At 59.2% G+C, this 24,437-nt stretch carries 18 protein-coding genes, 1 tRNA gene and 2 pseudogenes; 8 read left to right on the top strand and 13 right to left on the bottom strand.

Annotation, left to right across the window (positions count from 1 at the left end; genetic code table 11):
- Window positions 1-22: 22 nt before the first annotated feature.
- The 5 genes from B4F51_RS24620 to B4F51_RS01880 all read right to left on the bottom strand — a co-directional run bounded on the left by B4F51_RS24620 (window position 23) and on the right by B4F51_RS01880 (window position 12,742).
- Window positions 23-259: a hypothetical protein gene (locus tag B4F51_RS24620; RefSeq protein WP_414706652.1), complete on the bottom strand. Its 237-nt coding sequence runs from the start codon at window positions 257-259 to the stop codon at window positions 23-25.
- 124 nt (window positions 260-383) lie between these two features.
- Entirely contained in the window at window positions 384-7,910 is a 7,527-nt protein-coding gene (locus B4F51_RS01895; protein ID WP_296223391.1) for a DUF11 domain-containing protein, read from the bottom strand.
- Window positions 7,911-8,115: 205 nt separating this feature from the next.
- Window positions 8,116-11,001 (bottom strand): beta strand repeat-containing protein, encoded by a 2,886-nt coding sequence (locus B4F51_RS01890; protein WP_296223390.1) that lies wholly within the window; start codon window positions 10,999-11,001, stop codon window positions 8,116-8,118.
- A gap of 224 nt (window positions 11,002-11,225) precedes the next feature.
- Window positions 11,226-11,825, bottom strand: coding sequence for a hypothetical protein (locus B4F51_RS01885; protein ID WP_296223389.1), 600 nt, complete (start codon window positions 11,823-11,825; stop codon window positions 11,226-11,228).
- Between the two features lie 143 nt (window positions 11,826-11,968).
- Window positions 11,969-12,742, bottom strand: coding sequence for an EAL domain-containing protein (locus tag B4F51_RS01880; RefSeq protein WP_296223388.1), 774 nt, complete (start codon window positions 12,740-12,742; stop codon window positions 11,969-11,971).
- A gap of 512 nt (window positions 12,743-13,254) precedes the next feature.
- Here B4F51_RS01880 and B4F51_RS24615 point away from each other — a divergent pair.
- From B4F51_RS24615 to B4F51_RS01870, 3 genes and pseudogenes are all read left to right on the top strand, one after another.
- Window positions 13,255-13,707 (top strand): annotated as a pseudogene (locus tag B4F51_RS24615) (IS110 family transposase); the annotation flags it as partial.
- Between the two features lie 110 nt (window positions 13,708-13,817).
- Window positions 13,818-14,153: a transposase gene (locus tag B4F51_RS24610; RefSeq protein WP_414706650.1), complete on the top strand. Its 336-nt coding sequence runs from the start codon at window positions 13,818-13,820 to the stop codon at window positions 14,151-14,153.
- 5 nt (window positions 14,154-14,158) lie between these two features.
- Window positions 14,159-14,329: a hypothetical protein gene (locus B4F51_RS01870; protein WP_296223386.1), complete on the top strand. Its 171-nt coding sequence runs from the start codon at window positions 14,159-14,161 to the stop codon at window positions 14,327-14,329.
- A 249-nt stretch (window positions 14,330-14,578) separates the two neighbouring features.
- Here B4F51_RS01870 and B4F51_RS01865 read toward each other — a convergent pair.
- Both B4F51_RS01865 and B4F51_RS01860 read right to left on the bottom strand, forming a co-directional pair.
- Window positions 14,579-14,839, bottom strand: a pseudogene (locus B4F51_RS01865) (transposase); the annotation flags it as partial.
- A 13-nt stretch (window positions 14,840-14,852) separates the two neighbouring features.
- Window positions 14,853-16,754 (bottom strand): potassium transporter Kup, encoded by a 1,902-nt coding sequence (locus B4F51_RS01860; protein ID WP_296223385.1) that lies wholly within the window; start codon window positions 16,752-16,754, stop codon window positions 14,853-14,855.
- Window positions 16,755-17,146: 392 nt separating this feature from the next.
- Here B4F51_RS01860 and B4F51_RS01855 point away from each other — a divergent pair, with 392 nt between their 5' ends.
- Complete coding sequence (locus B4F51_RS01855) at window positions 17,147-17,386, top strand: hypothetical protein (RefSeq protein WP_296223384.1); 240 nt, start codon at window positions 17,147-17,149, stop codon at window positions 17,384-17,386.
- A 4-nt stretch (window positions 17,387-17,390) separates the two neighbouring features.
- On the opposite strand, the gene B4F51_RS01850 is transcribed toward B4F51_RS01855, so the two are convergent.
- Window positions 17,391-18,425: a quinone-dependent dihydroorotate dehydrogenase gene (locus B4F51_RS01850; protein ID WP_296223383.1), complete on the bottom strand. Its 1,035-nt coding sequence runs from the start codon at window positions 18,423-18,425 to the stop codon at window positions 17,391-17,393.
- Between the two features lie 239 nt (window positions 18,426-18,664).
- Here B4F51_RS01850 and B4F51_RS01845 point away from each other — a divergent pair.
- The 4 genes from B4F51_RS01845 to B4F51_RS01830 all read left to right on the top strand — a co-directional run bounded on the left by B4F51_RS01845 (window position 18,665) and on the right by B4F51_RS01830 (window position 21,045).
- A tRNA-Met gene (locus B4F51_RS01845) sits at window positions 18,665-18,741 on the top strand.
- A gap of 172 nt (window positions 18,742-18,913) precedes the next feature.
- Window positions 18,914-19,501: an NUDIX hydrolase gene (locus B4F51_RS01840; RefSeq protein WP_296223382.1), complete on the top strand. Its 588-nt coding sequence runs from the start codon at window positions 18,914-18,916 to the stop codon at window positions 19,499-19,501.
- Window positions 19,502-19,529: 28 nt separating this feature from the next.
- Complete coding sequence (gene aat / locus B4F51_RS01835; protein WP_296223381.1) at window positions 19,530-20,276, top strand: leucyl/phenylalanyl-tRNA--protein transferase; 747 nt, start codon at window positions 19,530-19,532, stop codon at window positions 20,274-20,276.
- On the top strand, window positions 20,263-21,045 hold the full coding sequence (locus B4F51_RS01830) for an arginyltransferase (protein ID WP_296223380.1): 783 nt from the start codon (window positions 20,263-20,265) through the stop codon (window positions 21,043-21,045). Before aat ends, B4F51_RS01830 begins: the two co-directional genes overlap by 14 nt.
- Before the next feature lie 209 nt (window positions 21,046-21,254).
- Here the strand turns inward: B4F51_RS01830 and B4F51_RS01825 are convergent, their stop codons facing one another.
- From B4F51_RS01825 to B4F51_RS01805, 5 genes are all read right to left on the bottom strand, one after another.
- A complete protein-coding gene (locus B4F51_RS01825; protein ID WP_296223379.1) occupies window positions 21,255-21,422 on the bottom strand; it encodes a hypothetical protein in 168 nt (55 codons plus the stop codon).
- A 14-nt stretch (window positions 21,423-21,436) separates the two neighbouring features.
- Complete coding sequence (locus B4F51_RS01820) at window positions 21,437-21,751, bottom strand: NINE protein (protein WP_296223472.1); 315 nt, start codon at window positions 21,749-21,751, stop codon at window positions 21,437-21,439.
- 69 nt (window positions 21,752-21,820) lie between these two features.
- Window positions 21,821-22,102 carry a hypothetical protein gene (locus B4F51_RS01815; RefSeq protein ID WP_296223378.1) on the bottom strand — a complete coding sequence of 94 codons (282 nt, stop codon included), beginning with the start codon at window positions 22,100-22,102 and terminating at the stop codon, window positions 21,821-21,823.
- Window positions 22,099-23,508: a LutB/LldF family L-lactate oxidation iron-sulfur protein gene (locus B4F51_RS01810; RefSeq protein ID WP_296223377.1), complete on the bottom strand. Its 1,410-nt coding sequence runs from the start codon at window positions 23,506-23,508 to the stop codon at window positions 22,099-22,101. Before B4F51_RS01810 ends, B4F51_RS01815 begins: the two co-directional genes overlap by 4 nt.
- Before the next feature lie 30 nt (window positions 23,509-23,538).
- Window positions 23,539-24,264, bottom strand: a complete 726-nt coding sequence (locus B4F51_RS01805) for a (Fe-S)-binding protein (RefSeq protein ID WP_296223376.1) — start codon at window positions 24,262-24,264, stop codon at window positions 23,539-23,541.
- Window positions 24,265-24,437: the final 173 nt, after the last annotated feature.

Below are 24,437 nucleotides of genomic sequence, written 5' to 3'. Positions count from 1 at the left end.
GCATACAACCCTGCCATCAATGTCATTGCATGCCCCCAAACAGAATTAGGATGGCCGAAGTTCGCCCGTAACGTTCGGCGATCAAGTCATGGAAGCCCTCGCCTTCAGGCGGCAGCGTGGGCTTGAGACCGAAGTCGTCAACGATGAGCAAAGAGATTGCCCAAGCATTGGCAGGGACCAGAAAATTGAAATGCCCTACAGAAACATCAACCACCAGCGCTGACTTTCCAAGGATCACAGCAAAAATTATCTCGCTCAAGATATGATTTTTTATTGGCCAAATATTTTCATTTTTCGAAATAAAATATTTATTTACATATAAATCAAAAAATACTATTTATATTCCGATAATTAAAATTCAAAACCGCACAATCAAAGTCGCGCTAAGGATTTTTCGAATAATTCTCCACAACATCAATTCGCACACGATAGCGACGCAGATCATTTACTGTTTGGGTCAAGTCGACAGGCTGATCATCGACAACGCGCAAGTGTTCGTCCGAAACCCCACCATCGTGCAAATAGGCTTGAACCACGCGCAGGCGCTCGTTGAAAAGCGTTTGCGAGTCGCAGTTCGATACGCAACCCTTCACCAGATCAACATCGTCGCCTCGGCGTACCAGCCTCGGCAGCAGCGCATCCAGCTCCGCCCGCCCTTGCGTGGTGAGCGTCGCCTGACTTGGCTCAAACAGGGTGCTCGCACGCACAATCGTTTGAGAACGCTCCGCTCCCGCAAGCTCGCCCTCAATGCGAGCGGAATCGGGCGCCCCTTGAGCACTCCCAGTTCGCGCGAACCCCAGGTTGGTTTCATCGAACTTGAAGCGCAATCGCGCATAGACACCTTTGCTTGTGTAGTCGTTGTCGGTTAAATCGGGGTCAGACAATCCTACGAAGTTGTATCCAATCGAAAACCACAGGTCCTTCATGATCAGGTAGCCGACTTCCAGTCCCGCAGATCTTTGCAGGGCACCGCCCGAGCCCCGTAGCAGCGCGGCCTGCACGCCAATATCCCATTTCCGATTGATGTCATGTGTCCATCGCCCTTGGAGCAAATGAGCGGAATAGGTGCTTTTAAGAACACCATCGTCGTGGGTCAATATCTTGGAGGCCAAGCGCCCCATGAAGGCTTCGCCTGGTTTCGGGTTGAGGTTCACGTTCGTGGATACAACTTGGGCTTCGTAGTTGCCCGGCATACTGTCGACCGAGGAGCCGAAGACGTTGCTGCTGATGGCTCCGACCGCCGTCCCGTTACCGCGAATGCGTTCCGTCCGGTGTTCGTAGCGAGTGAGCACATTCCACACGTCCTCATCCACCGGGCGATAAGCGATGCCGACTTGCTGGCGGGAGAGCGTGCGTTCGTTGCCTTCCTGCGCGCCATTGCCACGGCTACTGCTATAAATGCCGCGCGCCAAGATGCTCAAGTCGGAGTTGAGCTTGTATGCCCAACCCATGCTGTTGAGCACGGTATTAGCGTCCGAGCCATGGCGGCCTTCAAGCACGCCGCTAAACTTCACACGATCACTGAGATATTCGACACCGCTTGTCACTGCGGTCGAATCGCCAAGGCCAATGGCGGAACCGTTGTCCGACACACCACCAATCACGCGCGTGCGCTCGACACCGCCGGTCAATCGCCAGTGTTCGCCAAGTTTGACCGTATTGCGCACGCCGATTGCATCCTGTGCGGTACGGCCATCCAGCGCGTCAGCGAGGCGATATTCGTTGTAAACACGGCCACCTTCCATATAACTGCTTTCGATTCCGAAGATGGCCGTGTTGCGCGTTTGCTGTGCGTTGAAATCAAACAAGCTGGAGACCAGTTCATAGCGCCCATAGAGACGGGTTCTGTCGGTCAAGGCATAGCTGCCGCCAACGGCAGCCATATGGCGATTCCCTTCTCGCAGGTCTTGTTCACCCTCCACGAAAACCTGCGCCTGCGGAACGTTCGGCACATTCGCCGTCAAGCGGCCCCGCAGGGTCGTCAAGCTGTTCTGGCTACTATTGATGCCATTGGCTGCATTGGCCACGGAACCCAGCGTCGTCACGGAAGATCCGGTTTGACTTGAACCGAATGCGCCGTTGTAGCTGGACACCTGGCTATAGTTAAAAAGTGAGGCCGTGCTCGTTGAACTGGTGACGCCATAACGCAAGCCCACCTCGGCTGACAGGATGTCGTTAAAGCGCTTGAGCAAGCTACTGGTCACCCCTCGGGTCGCCCCTTCGGTCAACGCATCCTTGCTATAGAGTGCCTCCGAACGAACCGCGAGCGTTGGGTCAACGCGGTACTCCGCCCGTGCGGAGCCCTCGGTACGACCGGCCGCGAAGCCGGCCGCTGGATTGTCGAAGGAGATCGACGAGCGTGCGATTTGCCCCGTCACAGCCAGGGCCTCATCCTGATGACGCACTTCGATGCGCCCCGCGCCGCCGGAACCCTTGAGGTCGGAATCTGTACGCACCACTTCCGCCGCCACAGACGTATTGGCGTCGACACGCGCCAAGCCTGTCACCGCGGCAAGCTTGTGACGGTTGCGGGGGTCCTCGTCCGTATTGGCCACGACCCCAAGTTGCAGGTTGTCCCGGACCTTGAACTGCGCATCGACGCCTGCGACGGTGTATTTGGCCCCGCCGCTATCAACCTCGAGCGTCACGCGGATCGACTGTGGGTTCAGGCTGGCATCCGCCGAGGCAATCGGGTGCGTGAACAGCAAGCGCCCGGAGAGAGGCTCGATCGTATAGTCGACGAAGCGAGTCATCGTGGTACGTTGCAAGATCAGATTGGGTTGACTGCGGTCCCGAATGATGACCTCGACGATTTCGCTGTTCTCCACGAAACCACCGCTGCCGACCGACAGGTAGTAAGGGCCTGATGTCCCATTGGCAGGAAACTCGTCAATTTCCTGGGTCTGCGCGGTACGCGACACGTAGCTCGTAACACGCATGTCCTCGGTCTGATAGACGCTTTTCAGGCCAGTCAGAGTGCGGTTGGTCTGGCTGAGCTTGCGGACCTCCTCGCTGCTGGCGCTGGTGAAGTCACCATACAGCAGGTACGAGCGCCCCTTGTCGATGCGAACATACAGGCGCTGCGAACTCTGTGCATCGAACCCGCGTACCGAAGCGTCGCCATAGATGGGATAGAACTCGTCTGGCCGAATATCACGGAACAACCGTTGCTGGCTGGACTTTCCTGTGTCTAAAGCGGCAGTCAGCAGATACTCGCCCTTGATTGCACCCTTGAGGAAGAAGGCTGCACGCCCTCCCAAACGATTATCGGAATCTGCGTCGCCCACTGCGGCGAGCTCCTGCTCGAAGGCAGCCCCCGCTGGGATCTGGCCGACAGCAAGCGTGCCCCGACGGGACAAATCGAAGGTGCCCTCGACCACACCAACGGCGATCATGGGCCGCAGGTCAGGGAGCAGACTCAACCGCACGTCCTTCACAAATTCCGAAGCAGACACTCGAATCCGCACGTCACCAGGCGTGCCAGGGGGGATCAGGTGATAAGTTCCCTCTCCGCCATCAAGAAACACCTGATGCCCGGGCTCGCTGGAGTTGAGATCGTCCTCCTGCCAGCGGCCGGCATCGGCTTCCAGCGTCAATTGCGTGCGCGCAGTGATCGGGACGCCCGTAGCGTCAGTCAACCGCACGATCACTGGAACAGGCGTACGCAAGTCGGCGCGTGCGCCGGTTGGAACATCGACGAGAATCTGGCCAAGTTTGTCTGGTGCTGTAATCGCGATTTCCTGAGGCTCGGCACGAACAATGCCGAACTCGTCAACCACCTCCAGACGTAACCGGTTGATGCCCGGCTTCAAGGTCACGCCGATATACTCCCAGGCGGTCGTTCCGGTCTTGCCCAACGTAGCCTTCTTACCCACGCGTTTGGAATCGATTGCCACACCGTTGACGCTCAACCGCAATACGGTGCCTGCAGGCCCCTTGACCCGCACATTGATACTCTGCGCGAGCACGGTATCGTGGTCCTTCAGTTCCAAAAAGCCCGGCGCACTGTCAAGCGATGGCAAAAGCGTCTCCAGCTCGATGACCCCGGGTGCGCCTTGTGGGAACAAAGGCGTTGCGTTTGGCGCAAGTCGACTATTCTGCGCAGCGGACACTGTGGAATCGGCGTTCCCAGTTCCTGCTAGGGCGCTACTGACAGGCGAACCTGCCATCGCACCTGACGCATCCCGCCCCGGAGCGAAGCCCATCTGTTTTGCGGAACCCAGCGTGCCAGTCATTCCGCTTGCACTACCTGTGCCGTTGATGAAACTGTCGTTCGCACCGGACGCACCGGCGGGCAACTGGATCAGCGAACCGGAGGACTGCGGTTGGGATGCGCCTGCACCCGCACCATTGATCTGACCGGATGCCGGCATCCCTCGCGTGTCGACCGGAGCTGCCACGCGGTTCTGCGGGTCCAGGCGTGCGCGGATCATCGCCTCACCCTCGGCGTCCGCCCGCTTGTCTACCAGTGCCCGGCGTGCCCGTACATCCTTCATGACCTTCGGGTCCTGGCAGCCAAGCAACGGAAAATTGGCCTTCTGGAACTCGCCGTTCTTCAAGTCAAGGAAGCGGCTCGCGGGATTGTCTGCGTTGCGATTGTCCAGCAGCTCAAGCGTGACGCCCATGGGTAGGGTCGTTTCGTCAACGCGCAGCACGTGAGTCTGCGGGCGCAATCCATATAGGCTCCACTTGCCCTCGCCGTCAGTCACAACATTCGTTCCGTCCTCCAGCCACAACCGTACGCCAGGCACCCCGATCTCGTCTGCACCACTGTGCATACGATCACGGTTGCAGTCCATGAATACCTTGCCGAACGCGTATGCCTCGTCTGAGAACACTTCGCCGTTGACGCGTACAGTGAAGGTTGCTTGATTGGACTGCAGCACCCCAGACGTTGCCATCGCTCGGTTGGTTGCATTGCCCGAAATCCGGGCACCCACACCCACGCGGATGCGGTACCGCACCATCAGTGACTGATCGACTGCCAACTGTGCTGTTGGCAGACTCCAGACCAATTTAGGGCCAGCTCCGCCTTGCGGATCGGTACCCACCGCACCATTCAAACGACTGCTGCCAGACACGTAGGCAAAACCTGGCGGCAGCGTATCGGTAAAAGTCACCCCCGTGATGGGGGCGCCCGTCTTGTTGGTTACCGTCAGTGCAAAATCCAGGAAATCCCCGAAATCGACTTGCTTCTTGCTGCCGTCTTTGCGCAGTACCAAACCACTCTGGCTACCCGCATCCAGCGGAATGTGCAGGTGCTCCGCATTACAGTGCGTACCATCACCGTTCGGCCCCATCACAATTGACGTGTAGTAAGTCGTCGGGTCTGAGCCTTTCGGTGGCCCACTGTGGGGAACAATGGCACCACACGACGAGAAAACGCCAGCCGTACTGGGAATGCGCTGTGACGGGTAGACGTAGCCGCTGCCCGCAGGCGGCGTCACGGTGAGCGTATAGGTGCACTTGCTGGAGGCAGGCGTAGACAACATAGCGAACTGCCATGTCCCGGCTGCTCCGGTGACCATCGAGACGCTGCCCTTGGCGCCATACGTATAGGTGCCAGAGTTACCTTCAAGGATTTCGTCAGGCTGAATAACGGTGGACATACCGCCAGTACAAGACTGGCGCGAGAGGGTCACGATGGCTCCGGCGATCGGTTGCCGGGTCACAGAATCATAGACTGTGCCCTGTGGGTCCATCAGCATTCCGGTGGCGCTCGAAGCCGCCGCAGCCAACACCATGGAAGGCGTTACGTTGAGACTGTTCTGGCTGAGGCTTGCCGCCCACGCTTTATTGGTAAACGCTACACGCGAGCTTGCGATATTCGGCTTCTCTGTGACGCGCACCGTGAAAGCAAGCTGCTCGGATTGCCCCGGAGCAAGTGAATGGTTCCCCTCCACCAGAGACAGGTTGGACTCGGTGGGGATTTGGTAAGGGTCGGCGCTGTTTTGCCTGCTACGATCGCATGCCGCGTTCCCCGTATAGGCTGTTGCGGCACTAAGGATGCCTTTAGCAGACCGCACTGGAGACTGAAGCCGCCAGGATGCAATCTGCCCTGTCGGCAAATCCATGTCGAACGCACAGTTCAGGTTGTCCAGCACCCGTATATTGGGGGCCATGGCCTGACCAGTATTCGTCACCAGAAAGGTGAAATCGAGGTCGAACGTACCGTCGCCGACCCTGCGCGGTAGCGACACAGTTTTGGCAATCGACAACCCTGGGAGCTGTGTAGCGATGGGGGTCGGCGAGCCGTTGTTATGTGGATTGCCGTCCGCATCCGGGTCTGGATCCGTTCCGTCGACAGAGTCATCAAACACACTGGCAGCCCCCCCGGGAGCGATTGCCGCTTGACCCTTAACCAAGTTGTAGAGGGTGCCTGCACGCCCAGCCAAGTGAAAGCGAACCGCAAATTGAACCGTGAACTCTCCCCCTGGGGGCAATACGGCACCCGGCGCAAGCAAATTGGCATTCGAAGCCGTACCGCTGAATCCAGGATTGACAGCGCCAACGGTTCCCCTGACACCCCCATTGGGCTGACTCATCCGCAGCGAACCCGGCACAATCGCAAACTGATTGGCCGCGGGTATCGCCGTCGATACGTAGGTACCAAACTGCGTTGCCGCGTTACCCTCCAGCACGTCGAGTAGCGCCAAGTCATACAACCACTCAGTACCGTAGTTCTTGACGCGCACACTGAACGTAACGTCTTCGGTCTCGTTAGCCGCACCATCGGCATTGAGAATCGAAGATGAGGCAGCATTGGCCACACCCAAACGCGTGCTGCTAATGGGGATCACCACCGTATTGGATGGTGAGACGACTGCCTGGGTCCCGTCGTTATAGTAGGCCTGTGAAAGATTCGTGATACCGCCAGCGGCACCCGATAGCACATTGACCGCAAACTGCATCTGGATCGACGCGTTCGGCACAATAACTGATGGAGACGGAATCCCGATCGCAACTTCAACTGCCGAGGCATCGTCGGAGCCTGCCCGGTATGCGAAAGGGGCATCGCCCGGCAGCCGAAACAGCTTCAGAGCATTGGTGGCTGAGCTTTGCAGCGATCCCATGATGTACTGCGTACCAGCCGGAACCTGATCCCTGAGCAGGATCAGAGAAGCGGGTGTGCCGTTGACGGTGATGGGGGTTGCCCCTGCAGCGGCAGTTCCCGTAGCCTGTACGGGCTGCGTACCAATATTCACCCCCTTTACCGTGAAATCAACTCGGCTATTGCCCGGCACGACAATGCCGCCACGGATGCTCGCCGACTTCGTCAGCGCAAATACCGCCGTATTGCCCGCGCTGATCGTGTCAACATTGCTCGCCGAAACAGCTTGCGTGCCGCTCACAACCTTGAGATTCAAGCAGGCGGTTCCGGAAGCGCCCGAGGGCACCGCACCCTGCACCAACAAGACAGCACTCTCGCCAGGATTCAACGTGAGCGAGTTCGCCGAATTCAGTGCCAACGGCGGCTCGCCAGCATCAACGACACCGTTGGCATTCACGTCTCGCACAACGCGCAATCCACTCAATAGGTAATTCGCACCGGAACACCCATCACCGCCATTGCTCCAATTCAAAAAATAGCTTGAAGTCGTATTGCCGGTATTGGTCAGTACATGCGAAAGAGTGGCAGTCGCACCGGCCGGGCGGGCGACCGACTGGCTCTGTGTGAGCGACAATGCATCGATTGCCGCGATCGTCGCATCGACTCTATTGGAGTAGATTGTCTCCGTTTGCGTATGGCCGCTCGGTACATAGGTCGCTAAGGCAACGCTATGCAACACCGAACCCGCAGCCGCTGGTGCCGCAAGCGATTTTTCGGCAGTCAGCGCTGCCTCGATCAAACAGATCAGAATGACCCAAATCCAGACCCTCGCCCGAATCTGAAGAGTTTTCCTTTTCATTACAGAGTGCTCGCACAATTTCTTATTCAGAAGGTCGGCCCTGCAGCAATTCGTCGAAGACTCTTCTGGATGCCGAACGCCCTTTCCTAAGAGCTCTGCCAACAGGCAGCAACTCGCAGGAAAGGGCAGCGAAAAAAGAGATTCGCTGGCCCTTTCCAATCCTCTTATTCGCACGGGACGAATAGAGGCAACGCTTACCTAGGCACTATTGGTTGATCTTCAATTCGAAAGTCATCGTGGCTTCCGCCCCAGGTGAAACCGAGTTATTGCCGCCACCACAGCTCACCGATGTAGCCGTCGACGTAAAGACTGCATCGCTAAATGCCGGTGTAATGCCAGAGGACGTACACTTGACGCTCGGTTGCGTAGTATTGAGACTCGTGTACGCTGGAAACGCGTCGTTGATGCTCAGATTGGTCAATGTCCCGGTACCCTGGTTGGTCGCAGTCACCTGATACACGATGCACTGCCCCGGTTTTGCACCACCAATCGGATTGGCACTCTGCGAACCCACCGTACCGTTACAGGACGCATCCAACGCTTGCGTCTTGTTCAGTCGAATTTGACCTGCAACCACGGTCGACTGATCGGTTGCGGACGGCGCACCACACGAAGCGGCCCCGTTCGGGAACGTTACCGTTACCGTGGCGGTGGAGGTTGCCCCCGCAGTTGCACCACCTGGGCCAAAGACCTTGACCAGCATGGCTTGCGTAGCGCCTGCGGCCAGCGGGCCGGGAACTGGACCCGTCACAAGCGTGTCGGCTCCGTCAAGCACACCGTTGAAGTTCGTGTCGAGATAAATCGCCGTTGTCCAGCCTGCACTGACATCAGCTGCAGGCAGCGAAGCCGACACGGTGTAGGGCCCGGTACACGCACCGGTGCCGGTGTTGGTCAGCGTATGGGCATACGCAACCGAACCACCACTACCGAGCTGACCGCTGTTGTTCGGCGTGAGTGTTGCGGCATAGGTCGCTGCAGCAGCCGTGACTGTCACCGCGTCAAAACTGGTATCCAGTACAAGCGCGCCAGAAGATGCCGGGGCGTTGGACTTGACTTGAAAGTAAATCGATTGTGCCGTCAGCGGTGCTTGTGTTACAGGCACCGAGATACAAGCGGTCACCTCGGACTGCTGACCTGCACTCACCGCTACCGAAGTCGTCGCCGGTGCGGAAGCACAGTTGGCAGCCGTCACGTTGCCCGCCACGAACTTGACCACCCACCCAGCCGGCAGTGCCCCAGGGAAGCTTGCCGTGTTGCTCGCAGCAATCGAATAGCTGTTGTCAACGCTATCGTTGTTGGTCACAAAGAGTGGGAACGTCGTGGTCTGCCCCGCCGGAATCGTATTGGTGACGGTCGGCGCGGTGCTCGGCCCCGTCCCCGAATCCGATCCGGGTCCCGTTGCAGTGCCCCCGGCGCTATGCGTGAGGTCAACCAGAGCGCCCGTGACGTTGGTCAGGACATCGTGCGTGGCATCAATCTGAGTACTATCCCCTACAGACGTGCCGGTCACAGTCAAGGAGTAATTCAGATTGGAGCCCGCAGCGACCGTCGCAGGCAATGTCGCCTTCACAACAATGGTGACCGAATTTCCAGCCTCAATCGGGCCAGTATCGGGTAGGCCATCACCGTTGGTATCAAACAGCTGGGTCGCACCGTCCGCCTTGTAGTACGAGAAAGTCGTACCCGTCGGGAATGCGTTCCCACCGGCAGATCCAGGATTCGCGCTGTTGATATTGACGGTGTCCGTCGCGTTACCCCGGTTATAGACAACCTGGGTGAATGACACGCTCATACCCGCCGAACCATTCGTGACCGTGGTCGTGTCCGCAGAGCCAGCATTGGGCGCACCGACAACCGAATCTTTCGCCGTATTGGCAGTCGACGCTGCCGCCCCCAACGCGATGCTGTACGTTCCCTGCACAGTGAACGGCGCACCATTGGTGGTTGAGTTCGTGACACCCACAGGCGCAGCAGCCGTCGCACCTTTCGCATCCAGCGGATTGAAGGTGGCGATGTTGTTGGTAGCCGTGGTTCCCACACTCGAGGTATTGTTGATCAACACCACGAAGCTCACGCTGCGCGTCGCACTCACCGGCACGTCGTTATCGACGAAGGTCATTACACCGCCGGTGACCTGGAAATCGACGCCCGAGGGATCGCCTCCGGGGCCATCGCCCATCGCAGTACCCGACGCATTGCTCCAGACAGCGGACCCGGCAACGTAGGTCATACCCACAGTCGCACCCCTGCCAATCGCATCCTGGAGGTTGAACCGCCCCGACGCACCGCCTGTATTGCTATACGCCAACGTGTACACGGTGTATTGGCACGAAGGCGACGAAGCCAAACCAGCGGACCACACGGTTGGACATGAAGGCGATGACGAGCGCTTACCTGTCGTGGATGCCGTTGGCCACGCACCGCCGCCAGGCGCTGCGATGCCATTCTGCGGCTGAGCTACGGCCTTCGTAACGTTGAAGGCCGCCGTGGTAGACGTATTGACATTGTCGACGTCAGCAGCGGACTTGTTGGGGTCTGTGTAGAGAGCCGGCGTTCCCGGCACAGCCGTAACTGTCGCCGATGCATACGGTGCGGCAGCACCATTCACCGAACTCGGAATCGCGTACGCGACGACAAAGCCGAACTGCCCATTACTGCCCGCGACAGTTTGAGCCGGCACCGAGCATGTCGCATTCGACGTCACCGAACACAGTGCCGTCGTGCTATCAGGTAGGCCATCGAAATTGGCATCCGCATAGACTGCGACGCTCGAAAATCCAGTGGAGCTAGGCGCCACACTAATGGTGAACGTGTCAGAACCATTACCAGTGTTGGTCAGCACGTGAGGTGCATAAACTACGCTCCCCGCTGCGCCAACCTTGGTGTTGACAACCGTACTGGTGACTTGCGCATTGCCATCCAGAGTGAATGCCCCAACCTGTTGAACAGTCGTTTGCACGATGTTCGAGGTTGCGGTTTGTGCCAAACCATTGGGATCAAGGTATGCCGCTGTCGCTTGATTGCCAATAATCGTGCTAGCGGGAGGGGCGGCAGCAAAGACATCAGCACTTCCTAAGAACAGAAAGTCCAAGGTCAGCGCGACCGCCGCCGCCCAAGATACGGCCGGCTTGCAACCGGAGTACCGTCGTGGGCACGAAGATTTCACGTGATTTCTCCTAGTGGAAAACGAGCCGATCCTGTTAAAGGACGGCATGACAAGACTCCCAACCCGTTACTGCGGTGGGACCGCAACACTATGTTGGGAAGAAAAACGAGATAGACGGGGGAGGGGGAGGGAAGTAAGGCGACCCGGTTTTACGGCTTGGCAGCCGAAGAGGTCGGAGGAGAAACCCCTGCGCTGTTGTTGTCGGCCTTTGGAACGACCGCCTGCACCTTAACTCGAGCACTCACCACGACTGTTGCGCCAGGAGCCATTTGCCCGATATTCCAACGCAGCATGCGGTACTCGCCATAAGCTACGGGCACCACTTTTCCGTCAGAGAGTTTGCGCACGAGCGGTTCTGTAGCAAACACTCCGTCGGCAGCAGTGACCTGCACACCAACCGCTGGCAGGGCACTTTGCGGCAAATACTCCATCCCCTCAGGAATGGGCAAAGTCGCGGTCATGCCCTTTACCGACTTATCACTTGTGTTAACGTAAGTCGCTCGATACTCGATCACGTCGTGCGGGCGAACTTGACTGGCCTCAATCCACTTCTCCCTCCCCCGCTCATCCTTCACCACTTTCCGTTGCGTGAGGTTGATTGATACGGCTTTCGGATTCGCTGCAACCGCCTGATCCAAACGGTCGCCCTTCGTTGGCTCTTTGAACTGCGCAAACGCGGGGGAAGCAGTCCAAAGACAAGAAATCAACAGAACTGAAATTCCGAATTTCATTTTGATAAAATATTTCAATCAAACTAATTAACTTATGCCATCACTTTGAACACTGATAGCAAGGCAATAAAAAGGGCATACACGAGGCGGGACGACCGTGCTGCCAAAACCATCTCGCATTTCTCATTGATCTAGCGAGATGGCGAGGGAACGTCAAAACACTAAATTTGTCTCCCGAGCCCGGAATCCGGTCGAGAGGAATCTCGCGAAAATAAAAACCCTTGCATCCACGGCGCACCGCCATCCCGCGCCAAGTCATAATCAGCCTCACACTCCACTCCTTCGACAACCACCTGGGGAGCCAAACGCGAAGCAAGTGAAATCATCTTTTTTAGAGCATCACTGGGGTAGCGCCCTTCTCGAATTCCTTGCAATATCGAGCGATCAATCTTAATAATATCGGGAGACTTGATCTGAATCGCGGTTTCAACCCCATAACTGACGCCGAAATCATCAATCGCGATTTGACAACCGAGTTGTTTAAGGCGATTCACAAACTGCCTGCCGCGTTCCCATTCCAATCGAGCGGTCTCGGTGATCTCAATGACAAGCCTAGCTGCGATCTGCGGACGCCGCTCAAGCTCCTCAAACACCCCATCCCAGAGTGCATCGGGTGCCGCGCTGATCGCCGAAATATTCACACCTAGAGTCAACTCCGGGAAATGCTCTAGGCTTTGAATCACTCGGTTGACGATGTAATCATCAAATACACGAATCAATCCGCTGCGCTCCAGCGCCGGCAGGAAGTTGTCTGGGGCAACGCATTCGCCGTCCAGACGCAGAATCCGCCCCAGGCACTCGAAATAAAAAACAGGCGCACTGCCTACATCGGCACATACAGGCTCAACCTCAAGGATCACTCTATGATCCCGCATCGCCGCGAACACTTCAGCGCTCGACACCTTGCAACCAGCCGACGTTGTCGTACTACTCATCTTGACTCTCCCCTGACGGTGACTTTTGCCACCGACTGAGCGCCCAGCCTTTATGGGGTTAACCTCTTTAAAAAAAGAAACCCTTTTTCCCGCTCGCACTCAGTTGATATTCCTTATAAATATTTAGCTTCCCAGCGCGGCTTCCGAATGCCGCTCACCACACAAAATTAGTTTTAAAAAATGGTGCGCGCTTGGACCATCATGCGAACGTCAGCCGTATGACCATGTTTGGCTGATGAGCAGCCGATGCGTGATTTGCATGGCTCTGGGGAGGGATGCCAACCAGGATGCGATTGCGAGGCGCGCGACCTATCAATGCGCGGTACCCTGTTTTGAATTGGACATCTCGTTAGATGCGCGTACTCATCTAACCGACCGAGCAATTTTAGGAACCCTGCCCCCCCACACCGCCTATATCTTTGCAAGTCTTTACGTTCCACGTGAGACATCCGTTCATCGCAAGATGTGCGAAGACAAAGCACCTTCATCGGCGTGCGAAGCCAAGCATCGACATGCAGAGGTTTCTTCAACGGGAGGCCGCCATGAGCACACAAGCCGTTCGCGTCATGGGGATCGATTTCGGCAAGAACTGGTTCCACCTCGTCGGCATGGACGATCGGGGCCATCCGTTGTTTCGTGAGACGTTCAATCGCACGCAGCTCGCGGAGTTCGCCGCTACGTTGCCAGCACGCATCGTCGCCATGGAGTCTTGGCCTGGCTCGCAATACTGGGGACGTCGCTTCCAAAGTGCCGGACACACTGTGCGCGTGATCCCGGCTCAGTTCGTGAAACCCGACCTGAAGTCGAACAAGAAGGACTTCAACGATGCCGAAGCGATCGCCGAAGCCGCCAGTCGCGGCACCATGCGAACGGTGCCACTCAAGTCGAACGACCAGTTGGAGATGCAAGCCACGCACCGCGTCCGGCAGCGCTTCATTGTCGAACGCGCAGCCGCCGTGAACCCGATGCGTGCTCTGCCGCTTGAGCACGGCATCGTGATCCCAGTTGGCATAGCCCTCTTTGCACGCCGTTTGCCGCACATCCTCGAAGAGGCGAGAATGGCCTGTCGATCAGAATGCGCCAGCTTCTGCAACGGTTGCGGGAACGCCGGCAGGCGCTCGACAGGGAGATCGATTCGGTTTCCGCCGAAATCCACGAGGTCGCCAGCGACTCCGAGTTGTGCCGTCGTGTCGCCACGGCGCCAGGGGCCGGTCCCATCATTGCGAGCACCATGGTTGCCGCAATTGGTAGCGGCCAAGCGTTCGGTAAAGGGCGTGACCTTGCCGCGTGGCTTGGGCTGGTCCCCAAACAGTACTCGACTGGCGGCAAATCCAATCTCGGCGGCATCAGCAAGCGAGGCAACAGTTACTTGCGCATGCTCCTGATCCAGGGTGCGCGTGCGCTGATGTGATCCACATGAAGCGTGAGCGATCTCGCATGGGGCAATGGCTCCAGGAAATCGAGAAGCGTAGCCACCCACACGTCGCGCTGATCGCTCTGGCGAACAATATCGCCCGCATCTGCTGGAAGGTGCTTGTCAGCGGCGAACAGTACCAAGCGTTTCCGAATGAGCCAATGACCGCCTGAGCTGCATCAAACTGCTGAAGGAAGTCACACCGTCTTGTTTTTTTGAGCAGCGATTGTTGATGACGGAAGCGTTGACCGGCGCACCTTAATCCTGGCTAAAAAAGCAGACCCTTGTGACTGAACGCCTTATGAGTCAAGGCGCGCGCGGATTCCATCAAGGTCGGGGACCAGCGCACCCAACTGTAGGCCGGATACATTGACGCAAAACGTTCTTCTGACGTCGGCAAAGACCGCGGCAGAGCATACATTTCTTAGAATGTCGCACTCGATCTTCAGGCGCGCCACTTCCGCCTGCAACCGGGCCAGTTCCATTTGTTCCGGACTCACCGGTTTGGTATCTGCCGCGCTTAGCCGACCCTCCCGGTCGGCTTTGACCCAGTTGTATATCGTCTGGTCCGCAACGCTCAGCGTGGCGCCCACCGCCGCCATGCTTTGCCCGGCCTTATCGAGCCGCACCGCCCCCGGCTTTACCGTGCCTCGCTCCCGCACGGGCCGTCTGTTTAGATGCAGTCAGAGTTGTCGATCAGATCTCGACCTTGGTCCCCAACTCCACCACGCGGTTGGCGGGGATGTGGAAGAAGTCTGACGGCTTGGCGCCGTTCTGATGCATCCACGCAAACAAGCGTTCGCGCCACATCGACATGCCCGGCAGCTTGGACGGCACCACCGACTCACGCGCGATAAAGAACGAGGTATCCATCAACTCACAGCGCGTGCCGATCTGCGGCTGGCTGAGCTCGAGCACGCGGTACACGTCGGGCGTTTCCTTGAAGCCGTATTCCGCCTTGACGATGTAGATACCGCTGCCCAGATCGCGCACGGTGACGCGGCGCTTGTCGTCCACGTACGGAATGTCGCGTGTGACGAAGCTGATGAAGATCACACGCTCGTGCAGCACACGGTTGTGCTTCAGGTTATGCAGCAGCGACACCGGCACGAAATCGGTATTGCCGGTCAGGAACACCGACGTGCCCTCCACCCGATGCGGCGGATGGGCCAGCAAGCCGGCCAGGAACGGCTCGAGCGGAATGCCGTCTTCCAGGCTACGCGCGCGCAACAGTTTCTTGCCCTTGTACCAAGTCATCAGCAGGAAGAACACGCCGCCGCCGAGCATCAGCGGGAACCAGCCGCCGTCGCGAATCTTCAGCAAGTTGGCCGAGAAGAACGCCATGTCGACGATGAGGAAGCCCAGGCTCACCAGCGTCACCAACGCCGGATGCCAGCGCCAAACCGAACGCATCACTACCGCCGCCAGGACCGTGGTGATGACCATCGTTGTCGTCACGGCAATGCCGTAGGCTGCAGCCAGGTTGTCGGACTTCTTGAACGCCAGCACCACGCCGATCACCAGAATCAGCAGCATCCAGTTGACCATCGGCACATAGATCTGGCCGATCTCGGCTTCCGACGTGTACCGGATGCGCATGCGTGGCACGAAACCAAGCTGAATGGCTTGGCTCGTCAGCGAGAACGCGCCCGAAATCACAGCTTGCGAGGCGATAACAGTGGCCAATGCGGCCAGCACCACCATCGGCAGTTGCAGCGCTTCGGGCACGGAACGGTAGAACGGATTCTCGATCGTGCTCGGATCGGTCAACAGCATGGCGCCTTGGCCGAAGTAGTTCAGCAGCAGGCTCGGCGCCACGATGAAGAACCACGCCCAGCGGATCGGACGCGCGCCAAAGTGCCCCATGTCGGCGTATAACGCCTCGGCGCCGGTCAGCACCAAGAACACAGAACCCAGCACGATGAAGGCCTGTAGCGCATGATCGTGCAGGAACGAAATCGCGTACATCGGGTTGATGGCTACCAGGATCTGCGGCGCCTTCACCAGGTTAATCAGGCCCAGGGCCGCCAGCGCGGCAAACCACACCAGCATCACCGGCCCGAACAACTTGCCGACCACCGAAGTGCCACTGCGCTGGATCAGAAACAGCGCCACCAGAATCAACAGCGTGATCGGCAGTACAAACGGCGACAGCGCCGGTGCGGCAATCTCCAGGCCCTCCATGGCGGAAAGCACGGAGATGGCCGGCGTGATCACCGCATCGCCATAGAACATGCACGCACCGAAGACGCCGAGCATCAACAGCACCGACATGCGTTTGGAATTCGTATTGGTTGTGCGCAGCGACAGCGCCATCAGCGCGAGAATGCCGCCTTCGCCATTGTTGTCAGCACGCATGACGAACAGCACGTACTTGAGCGACACCACGATCACCATCGCCCAGAACAACATCGAAATGATGCCGAGGACTGCGGCGCTCGAAAACGGAATGCCGTGATCAGGGCTGAAACACTCTTTGAGCGAGTACAGCGGGCTGGTGCCAATGTCGCCGAACACCACACCCACGGCGCCGATCACCATGGCGCGCAGGTTCACGTTGGTTTGGGGGGACCCCGTTGCTGCGAGAGCTTGACTCATGAACTTGGAAATCGGCCGAACCGACGGCCGTTCAAAAAATCGTGCAATGCACAATGAGGGCGGATTGTACTCTCCGACTCCCACTCGCCAACCCTTCCAGCGGGCATTCGTTGCCGCGCCGCATCATGAAAAATACCCCTTGCCATTAGGCCCGCTCGGAAGCAGAGACGTCCCGCTCACAGCAAACGACCGTTTGACACCACCTGCGGAAACTGTGCAAAGCCAAGTGTTATGCACCTTGTTGCCGGGTCATGCATGCTGTGCTGCACATAGCCAAACGTAGGACAGCGGCCGACAGAACTTTGTAGGAAAATCCCCGACAAACCAGAATTGCAAACTTTTCTCGCCTGACATCCTGTCGGCGTGCGGCAATCTCTGAACAAGGACGGGCTTTGTCCTACTCATCTATCCGCGCCTGGGGACGCGCTCAAGCTTCACTGGCCGCACTGATCGTGCTGCTGGTGGTGGCTGTGGTGCTGCTCGCCATTCCTCGCGTAATACTGCCATGGGCGCAGTCATCGTTCGCGCAGCACCTCGATCCGACGGTGTGGGCTGACTACGCCGGCCCCTACGATGTGGCGGCCGGCGTGGTGACGATCAGCGCCATCGTCATCTACCTGATCCGGCGCTAGCCGGTCAGCGCGCCAGCGCGCGTGCACATTCCGCCACCAGCGCCGGGCCGCGATAGATCAACCCCGTATAGAGCTGCACAAGTTGCGCACCGGCGTCGATCTTCTCGCGCGCGTGCTCGCCGGACAAAATGCCCCCAACACCGATGATCGGCACCGCATCGCCCAGCAAGCCGCGCAGCGTGCGGATCACCCGCGTCGAGCCTTCGCGCACCGGCTGGCCCGATAGGCCGCCCGCCTCTTCCGCATGTTCCAGGCCTGCCACGGCTTCACGGCGGATCGTCGTGTTGGTGGCGATCACGCCATCCATCTTGTGGCGCAGCAGCGTGTCTGCAATATTGGCGATCTGATCGTCGTCGAGATCCGGCGCAATCTTCAGCGTTACCGGAACGTAGCGCTTGTACTGATCGGCCAGACGCTGCTGCGCGTCGCGCAGCGTGCCGAGCAGACTGTCGAGCTCGCTCGCGCCCTGAAGCTGGCGCAGATTCTTGGTGTTTGGCGACGAGATGTTCACCGTCACGTAGCTCGCGTGCGGGTACACGCGCTCGAGACAGTACAGATAATCGTCGACGGCGCGTTCAATCGGCGTGTCCGCGTTCTTGCCGATATTGAGGCCGAGCACGCCACCCGCCTCACGCCATTTCGACGCCTTCACGTTGCTGATGAAAGCATCGACACCGCCGTTGTTGAAACCCATCCGATTGATGAGCGCATTCGCGGCAGGCAGGCGGAACATGCGCGGACGCGGATTGCCTGGCTGCGCGCGCGGCGTGACCGTTCCGACTTCAATGAAACCGAAACCGAGCGCGCCAAGCGCGTCAATGTAAGCACCGTCCTTGTCCAGCCCGGCCGCCAGGCCCACCGGATTAGGAAACGTCACGCCCATCACTGTGCGCGGTCGCGGCGCGACACGTGCGCCGATGCAGCCAGACAACCCCATTGCGTGCGCTCGCTTGAGCTGGTTCAGCGTGAAGTGGTGCGCGTCTTCAGGGTCCATCGAAAACAGCAGCGGGCGGGCAAGCGGATACAGGGCGTTGAGCACGATTGGATACAAGAGAAGAACGCGAAAGGCGGCATTGTAAACGGCGCGCCTATCGTGATGTACCGGCAATGCATCGTGTGCGCCGCATGCGAACATTGCGCTCAATGAGCGGTCCAAAATGAGGTAGACGTTGGCTTGCAGGCGCTTCGCTTACGCATCACGCACCAGCAAAATGCACGTTGCGTGAAAAAAGTGTTGCATCGCCGCACGGACTCCGATATAGTCTCTTCTTCGACGGACGCGGGGTGGAGCAGTCTGGCAGCTCGTCGGGCTCATAACCCGAAGGTCGCAGGTTCAAATCCTGCCCCCGCAACCAACACAGTCGAACGGCTCGCTCCAAGACCTGAGCCGAATCAGCAAAGCCCGCGCATAGCGGGCTTTTTGCTTTTCTGTGCATCGCTCAGCACGCAACTCAGTCGATACCCAGCGCAGGCGGAGTCAAGCCGCCGCAGTGATACACTGAGTTATTCCATCTGCGTCAATCCCACATGAAATTCTGTTCCAGCTGCGGCCAGCCAGTCGTCTCGCGCATTCCCGCCGGCGATAACCGACTGCGCGACGTTTGCGACCACTGCAATACGATTCACTACGTGAATCCGCGCAATGTGGTTGGCACCGTGCCCGTGTGGAACGATCAGATCCTGCTGTGCAAGCGTGCCATCGAGCCGCGCTACGGCTTCTGGACCCTGCCCGCAGGCTTTATGGAAATCGGCGAGACCACCGCACAGGCAGCCGAGCGCGAAACGCACGAAGAGGCCGGCGCCCGCGTCGAAATCGGCGAGCTTTACTCGATGCTCAACGTGCCGCACGTGCACCAGGTGCATCTGTTTTATCTGGCCAAGCTAGGGGATCGCAATTTCGCGCCCGGCGAGGAAAGCCTGGAAGTCGCACTCTTCAACGAGGCCGACATCCCATGGGACGATCTCGCCTTCCCAACCGTCATCCACACGCTGCGCTGCTTCTTTGCCGACCGCGCCGCGGGCAAACTGGCCGACGGCACCTTCCGCCTCCACACGCTGGATATCTACAAGCCAATGCGTTCGGCCACGGTCGAAACGTCGGCCACGACGTTGTAATCCAGTCCCAAAGATTTTCTCTCGCATCATGATCGCCTGGCTGGATCCACATGATCCCTTTCCGCCGGTCGATCGTGCGCTCGGCCCCGACTCCGAGGCACCGGGCTTGCTCGCGGCCAGCGCGGACCTCTCGCCGCAACGGCTGCTGATTGCATATCGGCAAGGCATCTTCCCGTGGTACGCGCAGGGCCAGCCCGTGCTGTGGTGGAGTACCGATCCACGCATGGTGCTGCGCCCGGAAGATTTTCGTGTGTCGGCCACCTTCCGCAAAACGCTGCGCCGCGTCCTCGACGACCCGGCCTGGGAGATCCGAATCGACCACGCCTTCCGCGACACAATGATCGACTGCGCCACCACCGCGCGCCCCGGCCAACATGGCACCTGGATCACCGAAGACGTGATCCAGGCCTACACCGCTCTGCACCGTCGCGGCTACGCACACAGCGTCGAGGCTTGGTATGCGGGACATCGCGTTGGCGGTCTGTATGGCGTGGCGCTGGGCCGGATGTTCTATGGCGAGTCGATGTTCGCGCACCGCACGGATGCCTCAAAGATCGCGCTGGCGGCGCTGTGCGCCTTCCTCGGCAGCCAGGGCGTCGCAATGATAGACTGCCAGCAGGAGACTGAGCATCTGGCGTCGCTGGGCGGCGCCCCAGTGTCGCGTGTGGCATTTCTCGCGCATGTGCGGGAAGCAGCCAACGCGTCGGCCATTGTGCCGTGGCACTTCGACAAATCGGTGCTCCGACGGTGGACCGTTCGCAATGAGCAAGCTTAAGGAACTCCCCCTCTCGGCATTGCAGTTCTATGCCACCGCGCCTTATGCGTGCAGCTATCTCGATGGCCGCCTGGCGCGCTCGCAGGTCGCCACGCCAGCGCACCTGATCAACGCGGACGTCTATTCCAAGCTCGTGCGCGCCGGCTTTCGGCGCAGCGGCATTTTCACCTATCGCCCTCACTGCGACGACTGCCATGCTTGCACGCCGTGCCGCGTGGTGGTCGACCAGTTTGCGCCGTCGCGCGCGCAACGCCGGGCAGCGGAACGACATCAGTTGCTTGAAGCGTTGGTCGCCCCGCTCACTTATGTCGAAGAGCATTACCAGCTCTATCTGCTATACCAGTCGGTCCGCCACGCCGGCGGTGGCATGGACCACGACAGTCGCGACCAGTACGAGCAGTTCCTGCTGCAAAGCCGGGTGAACTCTCGCCTGGTGGAGTTTCGCGAGCCGCCCGAGTCGGAGTCGGCTGGCAAGCTGCGCATGGTCAGCATGATCGACGTGCTGGAGGACGGCCTGTCATCCGTCTACACGTTCTACGATCCACTCGAGCACAAAGCCAGCTATGGCACGTACAACGTGCTATGGCAGATCGCCCAGGCGCAGGCGCTGGATCTACCCTATGTCTACCTCGGATACTGGATCGAGCAGAGCCGCAAGATGGCCTACAAGGCGCTGTTCCAGCCGCTGGAGTTGCTGGCCAATGGAGAGTGGCGGCGATTTGAAGAGGTCGCCTCTCAGCCAATCCTCAGTCACGCTGACAAAACGTGACGAGAAACCATAGCCGGCCGCGTGGCAATTCGCTATAAGGACGCGTCCAATCTCTCTCAAACGACATGCGTCTTCTTGCCCGCTGTGATGCCTGCACCGTACTGGCCGTACTGATGACTGGCTGCGTTGGTTCCACGTGCTCACTGGGTCAAACCGAACCCTGCAAGTTTTACCCTGCCCCGCCGATGTCGGGCGGCATGAAGTAACCGTCAGCGAGATGTGCGCTCAATACCTGCGTCAATCACGCCATACGTACTGATGCTGGAACTCTGACTATATTGATCTCGCGAGGTCGCGCAGCCTGCCAGCGCGCCACTCAGGAAAGCTAGGCCGGCGATCCACAGCGCGGCACGCCTCCGCCACGAAATCTTGTTCATGAGATCGGCTCCTTTCAGGGCGTAGCCGTCAACCGCTCGGCCAGCACCGTATTGTATGCGCGGACCATCCCCGGAATCAGGAACACGTCCACCAGCACCCACAGCCCGCCGATGACGGCGAGCACCCAGCCGGCCGTGTTGTTCATGTCGCGAAACGCCAACCAGGTGCCACCGATGTTAGCGACAGCCTGCGCGATGCCGCTGCCCGGCCGCTTCAAATAAAAGCGGTGGGCGCCCAGGAAGCCCAGCAAGAACCACAAAAGGTAAGCGACGCCAGAACTCTTCTTCTGGGCGTCGTACGACATGATTTCGCGGGCGGTCTGGTTCATGGAATCGGCGGGCATGAGAATAACGTGTCAGACACTAGCATGCATCGTGCATTCCATGTCGACCGTCGATTACATGCGGGCGAGCTTGGCCTCCGCCTTGTCCGTCCACAAGCGCATTTCGGCCAGCAACGATGATGGCGAGAACGAGCAACTCTCCTCGCCAAATGACACTGCCATATCGAGCCGCTGCAACAGCGAGCGGCGCACCTGATCAAACGCCGCAGGTAAAACAGCCAGCGGTGCCAGCGCGGCCTCGTCGCGCCATTGCTTGAGAAGGCGTGGCAGGTCTGGCGATTGCGCGTGCCGGTCCAGCGCATCGCGCAGCGTCTGCAAGGACTCGGAGGCCGTCATGCGCGCGCCTTCTTCTCACGATACAGTTCGCGGAACGTCTTGCCCGCGGGGGCCGGCATATCCCGTGTATCTGTCCAGCCTTTGCCGACAGGCAGGGCGTGGATCAGCTTCTTGTCGCCCCCCATCCAGCGCAGCACTCGCGCGGCGACCCACGTACCAGCCGAATACAGCGCTGGTCGCCGCGCCATAAAACCCCACACACGCAGGCCAAAGCGTTCCGACTGCGGGCGCAGTTCGCGCTCCATCTGCTTTTCGCGCAGCGTGCGCAGCAGGTCCGACAGCGGGATCGACGCGGGGCACACACGATTGCACTCACCACACAGCGTGGCCGCCTGAGGCAAGTCCAGCGCGTTGGACAACCCAACATAGCTCGGCGTGAGCACACTGCCCATCGGGCCCGGATACACCCAGCCGTATGCGTGGCCGCCAATCTTCTGATAGACCGGGCAGTGGTTCATGCACGCGCCGCAGCGGATACAGCGCAGCATCTCCTGGAACTCGCCGCCGATCAGGCCACTGCGGCCGCCGTCGACGATGACGAAGTACATATGTTCGGGGCCATCCTTCTCGCCTTCGGCACGCGGGCCCGTGAGCAGAGAGAAGTAGTTCGAGATCGCCTGCCCCGTGGCAGAACGCGGCAGCAGACGCATCACCGTCGCCAAGTCTTCGAGCGTCGGTAGCACCTTCTCGATGCCAGTCACGGCGACATGCACGCGCGGCATGATCGTGCACATGCCCTCGTTGCCTTCGTTGGTGACGATAGCCACGGAGCCTGTCTCGGCAATGATGAAGTTGCCGCCCGTCACGCCCATGTCGGCGGACAGAAATTCGGGCCGCAGCACCTCGCGCGCCTCGCGCGTCATCTCGGAAATGTCTGTCAGACGCGGCTTCTTGTGCGTCTTGGCAAAGAGATCGGCAATCTCCTCTTTATCCTTGTGTACAACCGGCGCGATGATGTGCGATGGCGGCTCGCTGTCGTTGATCTGGAGGATGTATTCGCCCAGGTCGGTCTCGATACTCTGCACGCCCATCTCGCCGAGCACCTGGTTCAGGCGCATCTCCTCGGTCACCATCGACTTGCTCTTGATGACCTTCTTCACATCATGCTGGCGCGCGATTTCAGCAACCAGGCGGGCGGCATCGACGGTGGTTTCCGCAAAGAGGACCTTGGCGCCGCGGCGCGTGGCTTCTGCCTCAAACGTAGCGAGCCAGACGTCGAGATTCTCCAGCGCACGATTGCGCCGCTCCTTCAGCGCCTCGCGCGTGGCCGGAAAGTCGATCTCCTGGATGGCCGCCGCGCGCGCGGTAACAAACTTGCTCGAAAGTTTGGTGAGGTTTTGCTGCAGGCGCTTGTCAGCGAGCTTCTGCCCGGCGCGTGCCTTGAACTCCATGCTGCGGACTTGCATGCGATTGCGTCTCCGTCGTGTTCTTGGCGCTCAGGCATCGCCCGCCAGGACCTGCGCGATGTGCAGTACGCGCGTGTGCGTGTCCCCGGTGCGGCGCAGGCGCCCTTCGATGTTGAGCATGCAGCCTACGTCGCCGAGCACCACGGCATCGGCACCGCTGGCCTTAATGTTGGCGCACTTCTCATCGGCGATGGCAGTGGAGATGTCGCCGTACTTGATCGAGAACGTGCCGCCGAAACCGCAGCAGGCCTCGCACGCGGGCATTTCGGTCAATTGCACGCCCGGCAGCTTGCCGAGCAACTCGCGCGGCTGCGTCTTCACGCCCAACTCGCGCAGGCCGGAGCACGAATCGTGGTACGTCACATGGCCCTTGAACCCCGAATCGAGCGCATCGATGCGCGCAACGTTGACGAGGAAATCGGTCAATTCATAGACCCGCGGCGCGAGTCGCTCATAGCGACCGGCGAGTTCAGGATCGTCGCGAAAGAGATCAGCGTAGTGCTTGCGGATCATGCCGCCGCACGAGCCGGACGGGATGACCACGTAGTCGAACAGCTCGAATTCCTTGAGCGTCTTCTCTGCCAGATCGCGCGCCAGCGGGCGGTCGCCGGAGTTGTAGGCAGGCTGGCCGCAGCACGTCTGGGCGGGCGGCACCACCACGTCATAACCGGCCTTTTCCAGCAGCTTGAGCACCGAAAAACCAATGTCTGGCCGCATCAGATCAACGAGGCAAGTGACGAACAGTCCTACGCGCATGGGGAATCTCGTGTGTTCCGGGAAGCCAATATTATGCGCCCGACGCCCGCCCAGCGCGGGTTTTGGGGCATAGAACTTCTTCATGCTGGTCGTGAGTGCGCTTCATGAGCCCCATTCAGGCACAACGCAAGCCCGACCGAGAGTGCCTTCAAAAATACCCGGAATCATGCATC

It is taken from the genome of Ralstonia sp. UBA689, from assembly GCF_002298975.1.
Taxonomy (GTDB): Bacteria; Pseudomonadota; Gammaproteobacteria; order Burkholderiales; family Burkholderiaceae; genus Ralstonia.
This window is presented reverse-complemented; position numbering and strand designations above follow the sequence as displayed.

Coding starts and splice junctions, on each gene's coding strand:
- B4F51_RS01895 (WP_296223391.1), bottom strand. CDS start 7,910: ATGAAAAGGAAAACTCTTCAGATTCGGGCGAGGGTCTGGATTTGGGTC.
- B4F51_RS01880 (WP_296223388.1), bottom strand. CDS start 12,742: ATGAGTAGTACGACAACGTCGGCTGGTTGCAAGGTGTCGAGCGCTGAA.
- B4F51_RS24610 (WP_414706650.1), top strand. CDS start 13,818: ATGCGCCAGCTTCTGCAACGGTTGCGGGAACGCCGGCAGGCGCTCGAC.
- B4F51_RS01870 (WP_296223386.1), top strand. CDS start 14,159: ATGAAGCGTGAGCGATCTCGCATGGGGCAATGGCTCCAGGAAATCGAG.
- B4F51_RS01860 (WP_296223385.1), bottom strand. CDS start 16,754: ATGAGTCAAGCTCTCGCAGCAACGGGGTCCCCCCAAACCAACGTGAAC.
- B4F51_RS01840 (WP_296223382.1), top strand. CDS start 18,914: ATGAAATTCTGTTCCAGCTGCGGCCAGCCAGTCGTCTCGCGCATTCCC.
- aat (WP_296223381.1), top strand. CDS start 19,530: ATGATCGCCTGGCTGGATCCACATGATCCCTTTCCGCCGGTCGATCGT.
- B4F51_RS01830 (WP_296223380.1), top strand. CDS start 20,263: ATGAGCAAGCTTAAGGAACTCCCCCTCTCGGCATTGCAGTTCTATGCC.
- B4F51_RS01825 (WP_296223379.1), bottom strand. CDS start 21,422: ATGAACAAGATTTCGTGGCGGAGGCGTGCCGCGCTGTGGATCGCCGGC.
- B4F51_RS01820 (WP_296223472.1), bottom strand. CDS start 21,751: ATGAACCAGACCGCCCGCGAAATCATGTCGTACGACGCCCAGAAGAAG.
- B4F51_RS01815 (WP_296223378.1), bottom strand. CDS start 22,102: ATGACGGCCTCCGAGTCCTTGCAGACGCTGCGCGATGCGCTGGACCGG.
- B4F51_RS01810 (WP_296223377.1), bottom strand. CDS start 23,508: ATGCAAGTCCGCAGCATGGAGTTCAAGGCACGCGCCGGGCAGAAGCTC.
- B4F51_RS01805 (WP_296223376.1), bottom strand. CDS start 24,264: ATGCGCGTAGGACTGTTCGTCACTTGCCTCGTTGATCTGATGCGGCCA.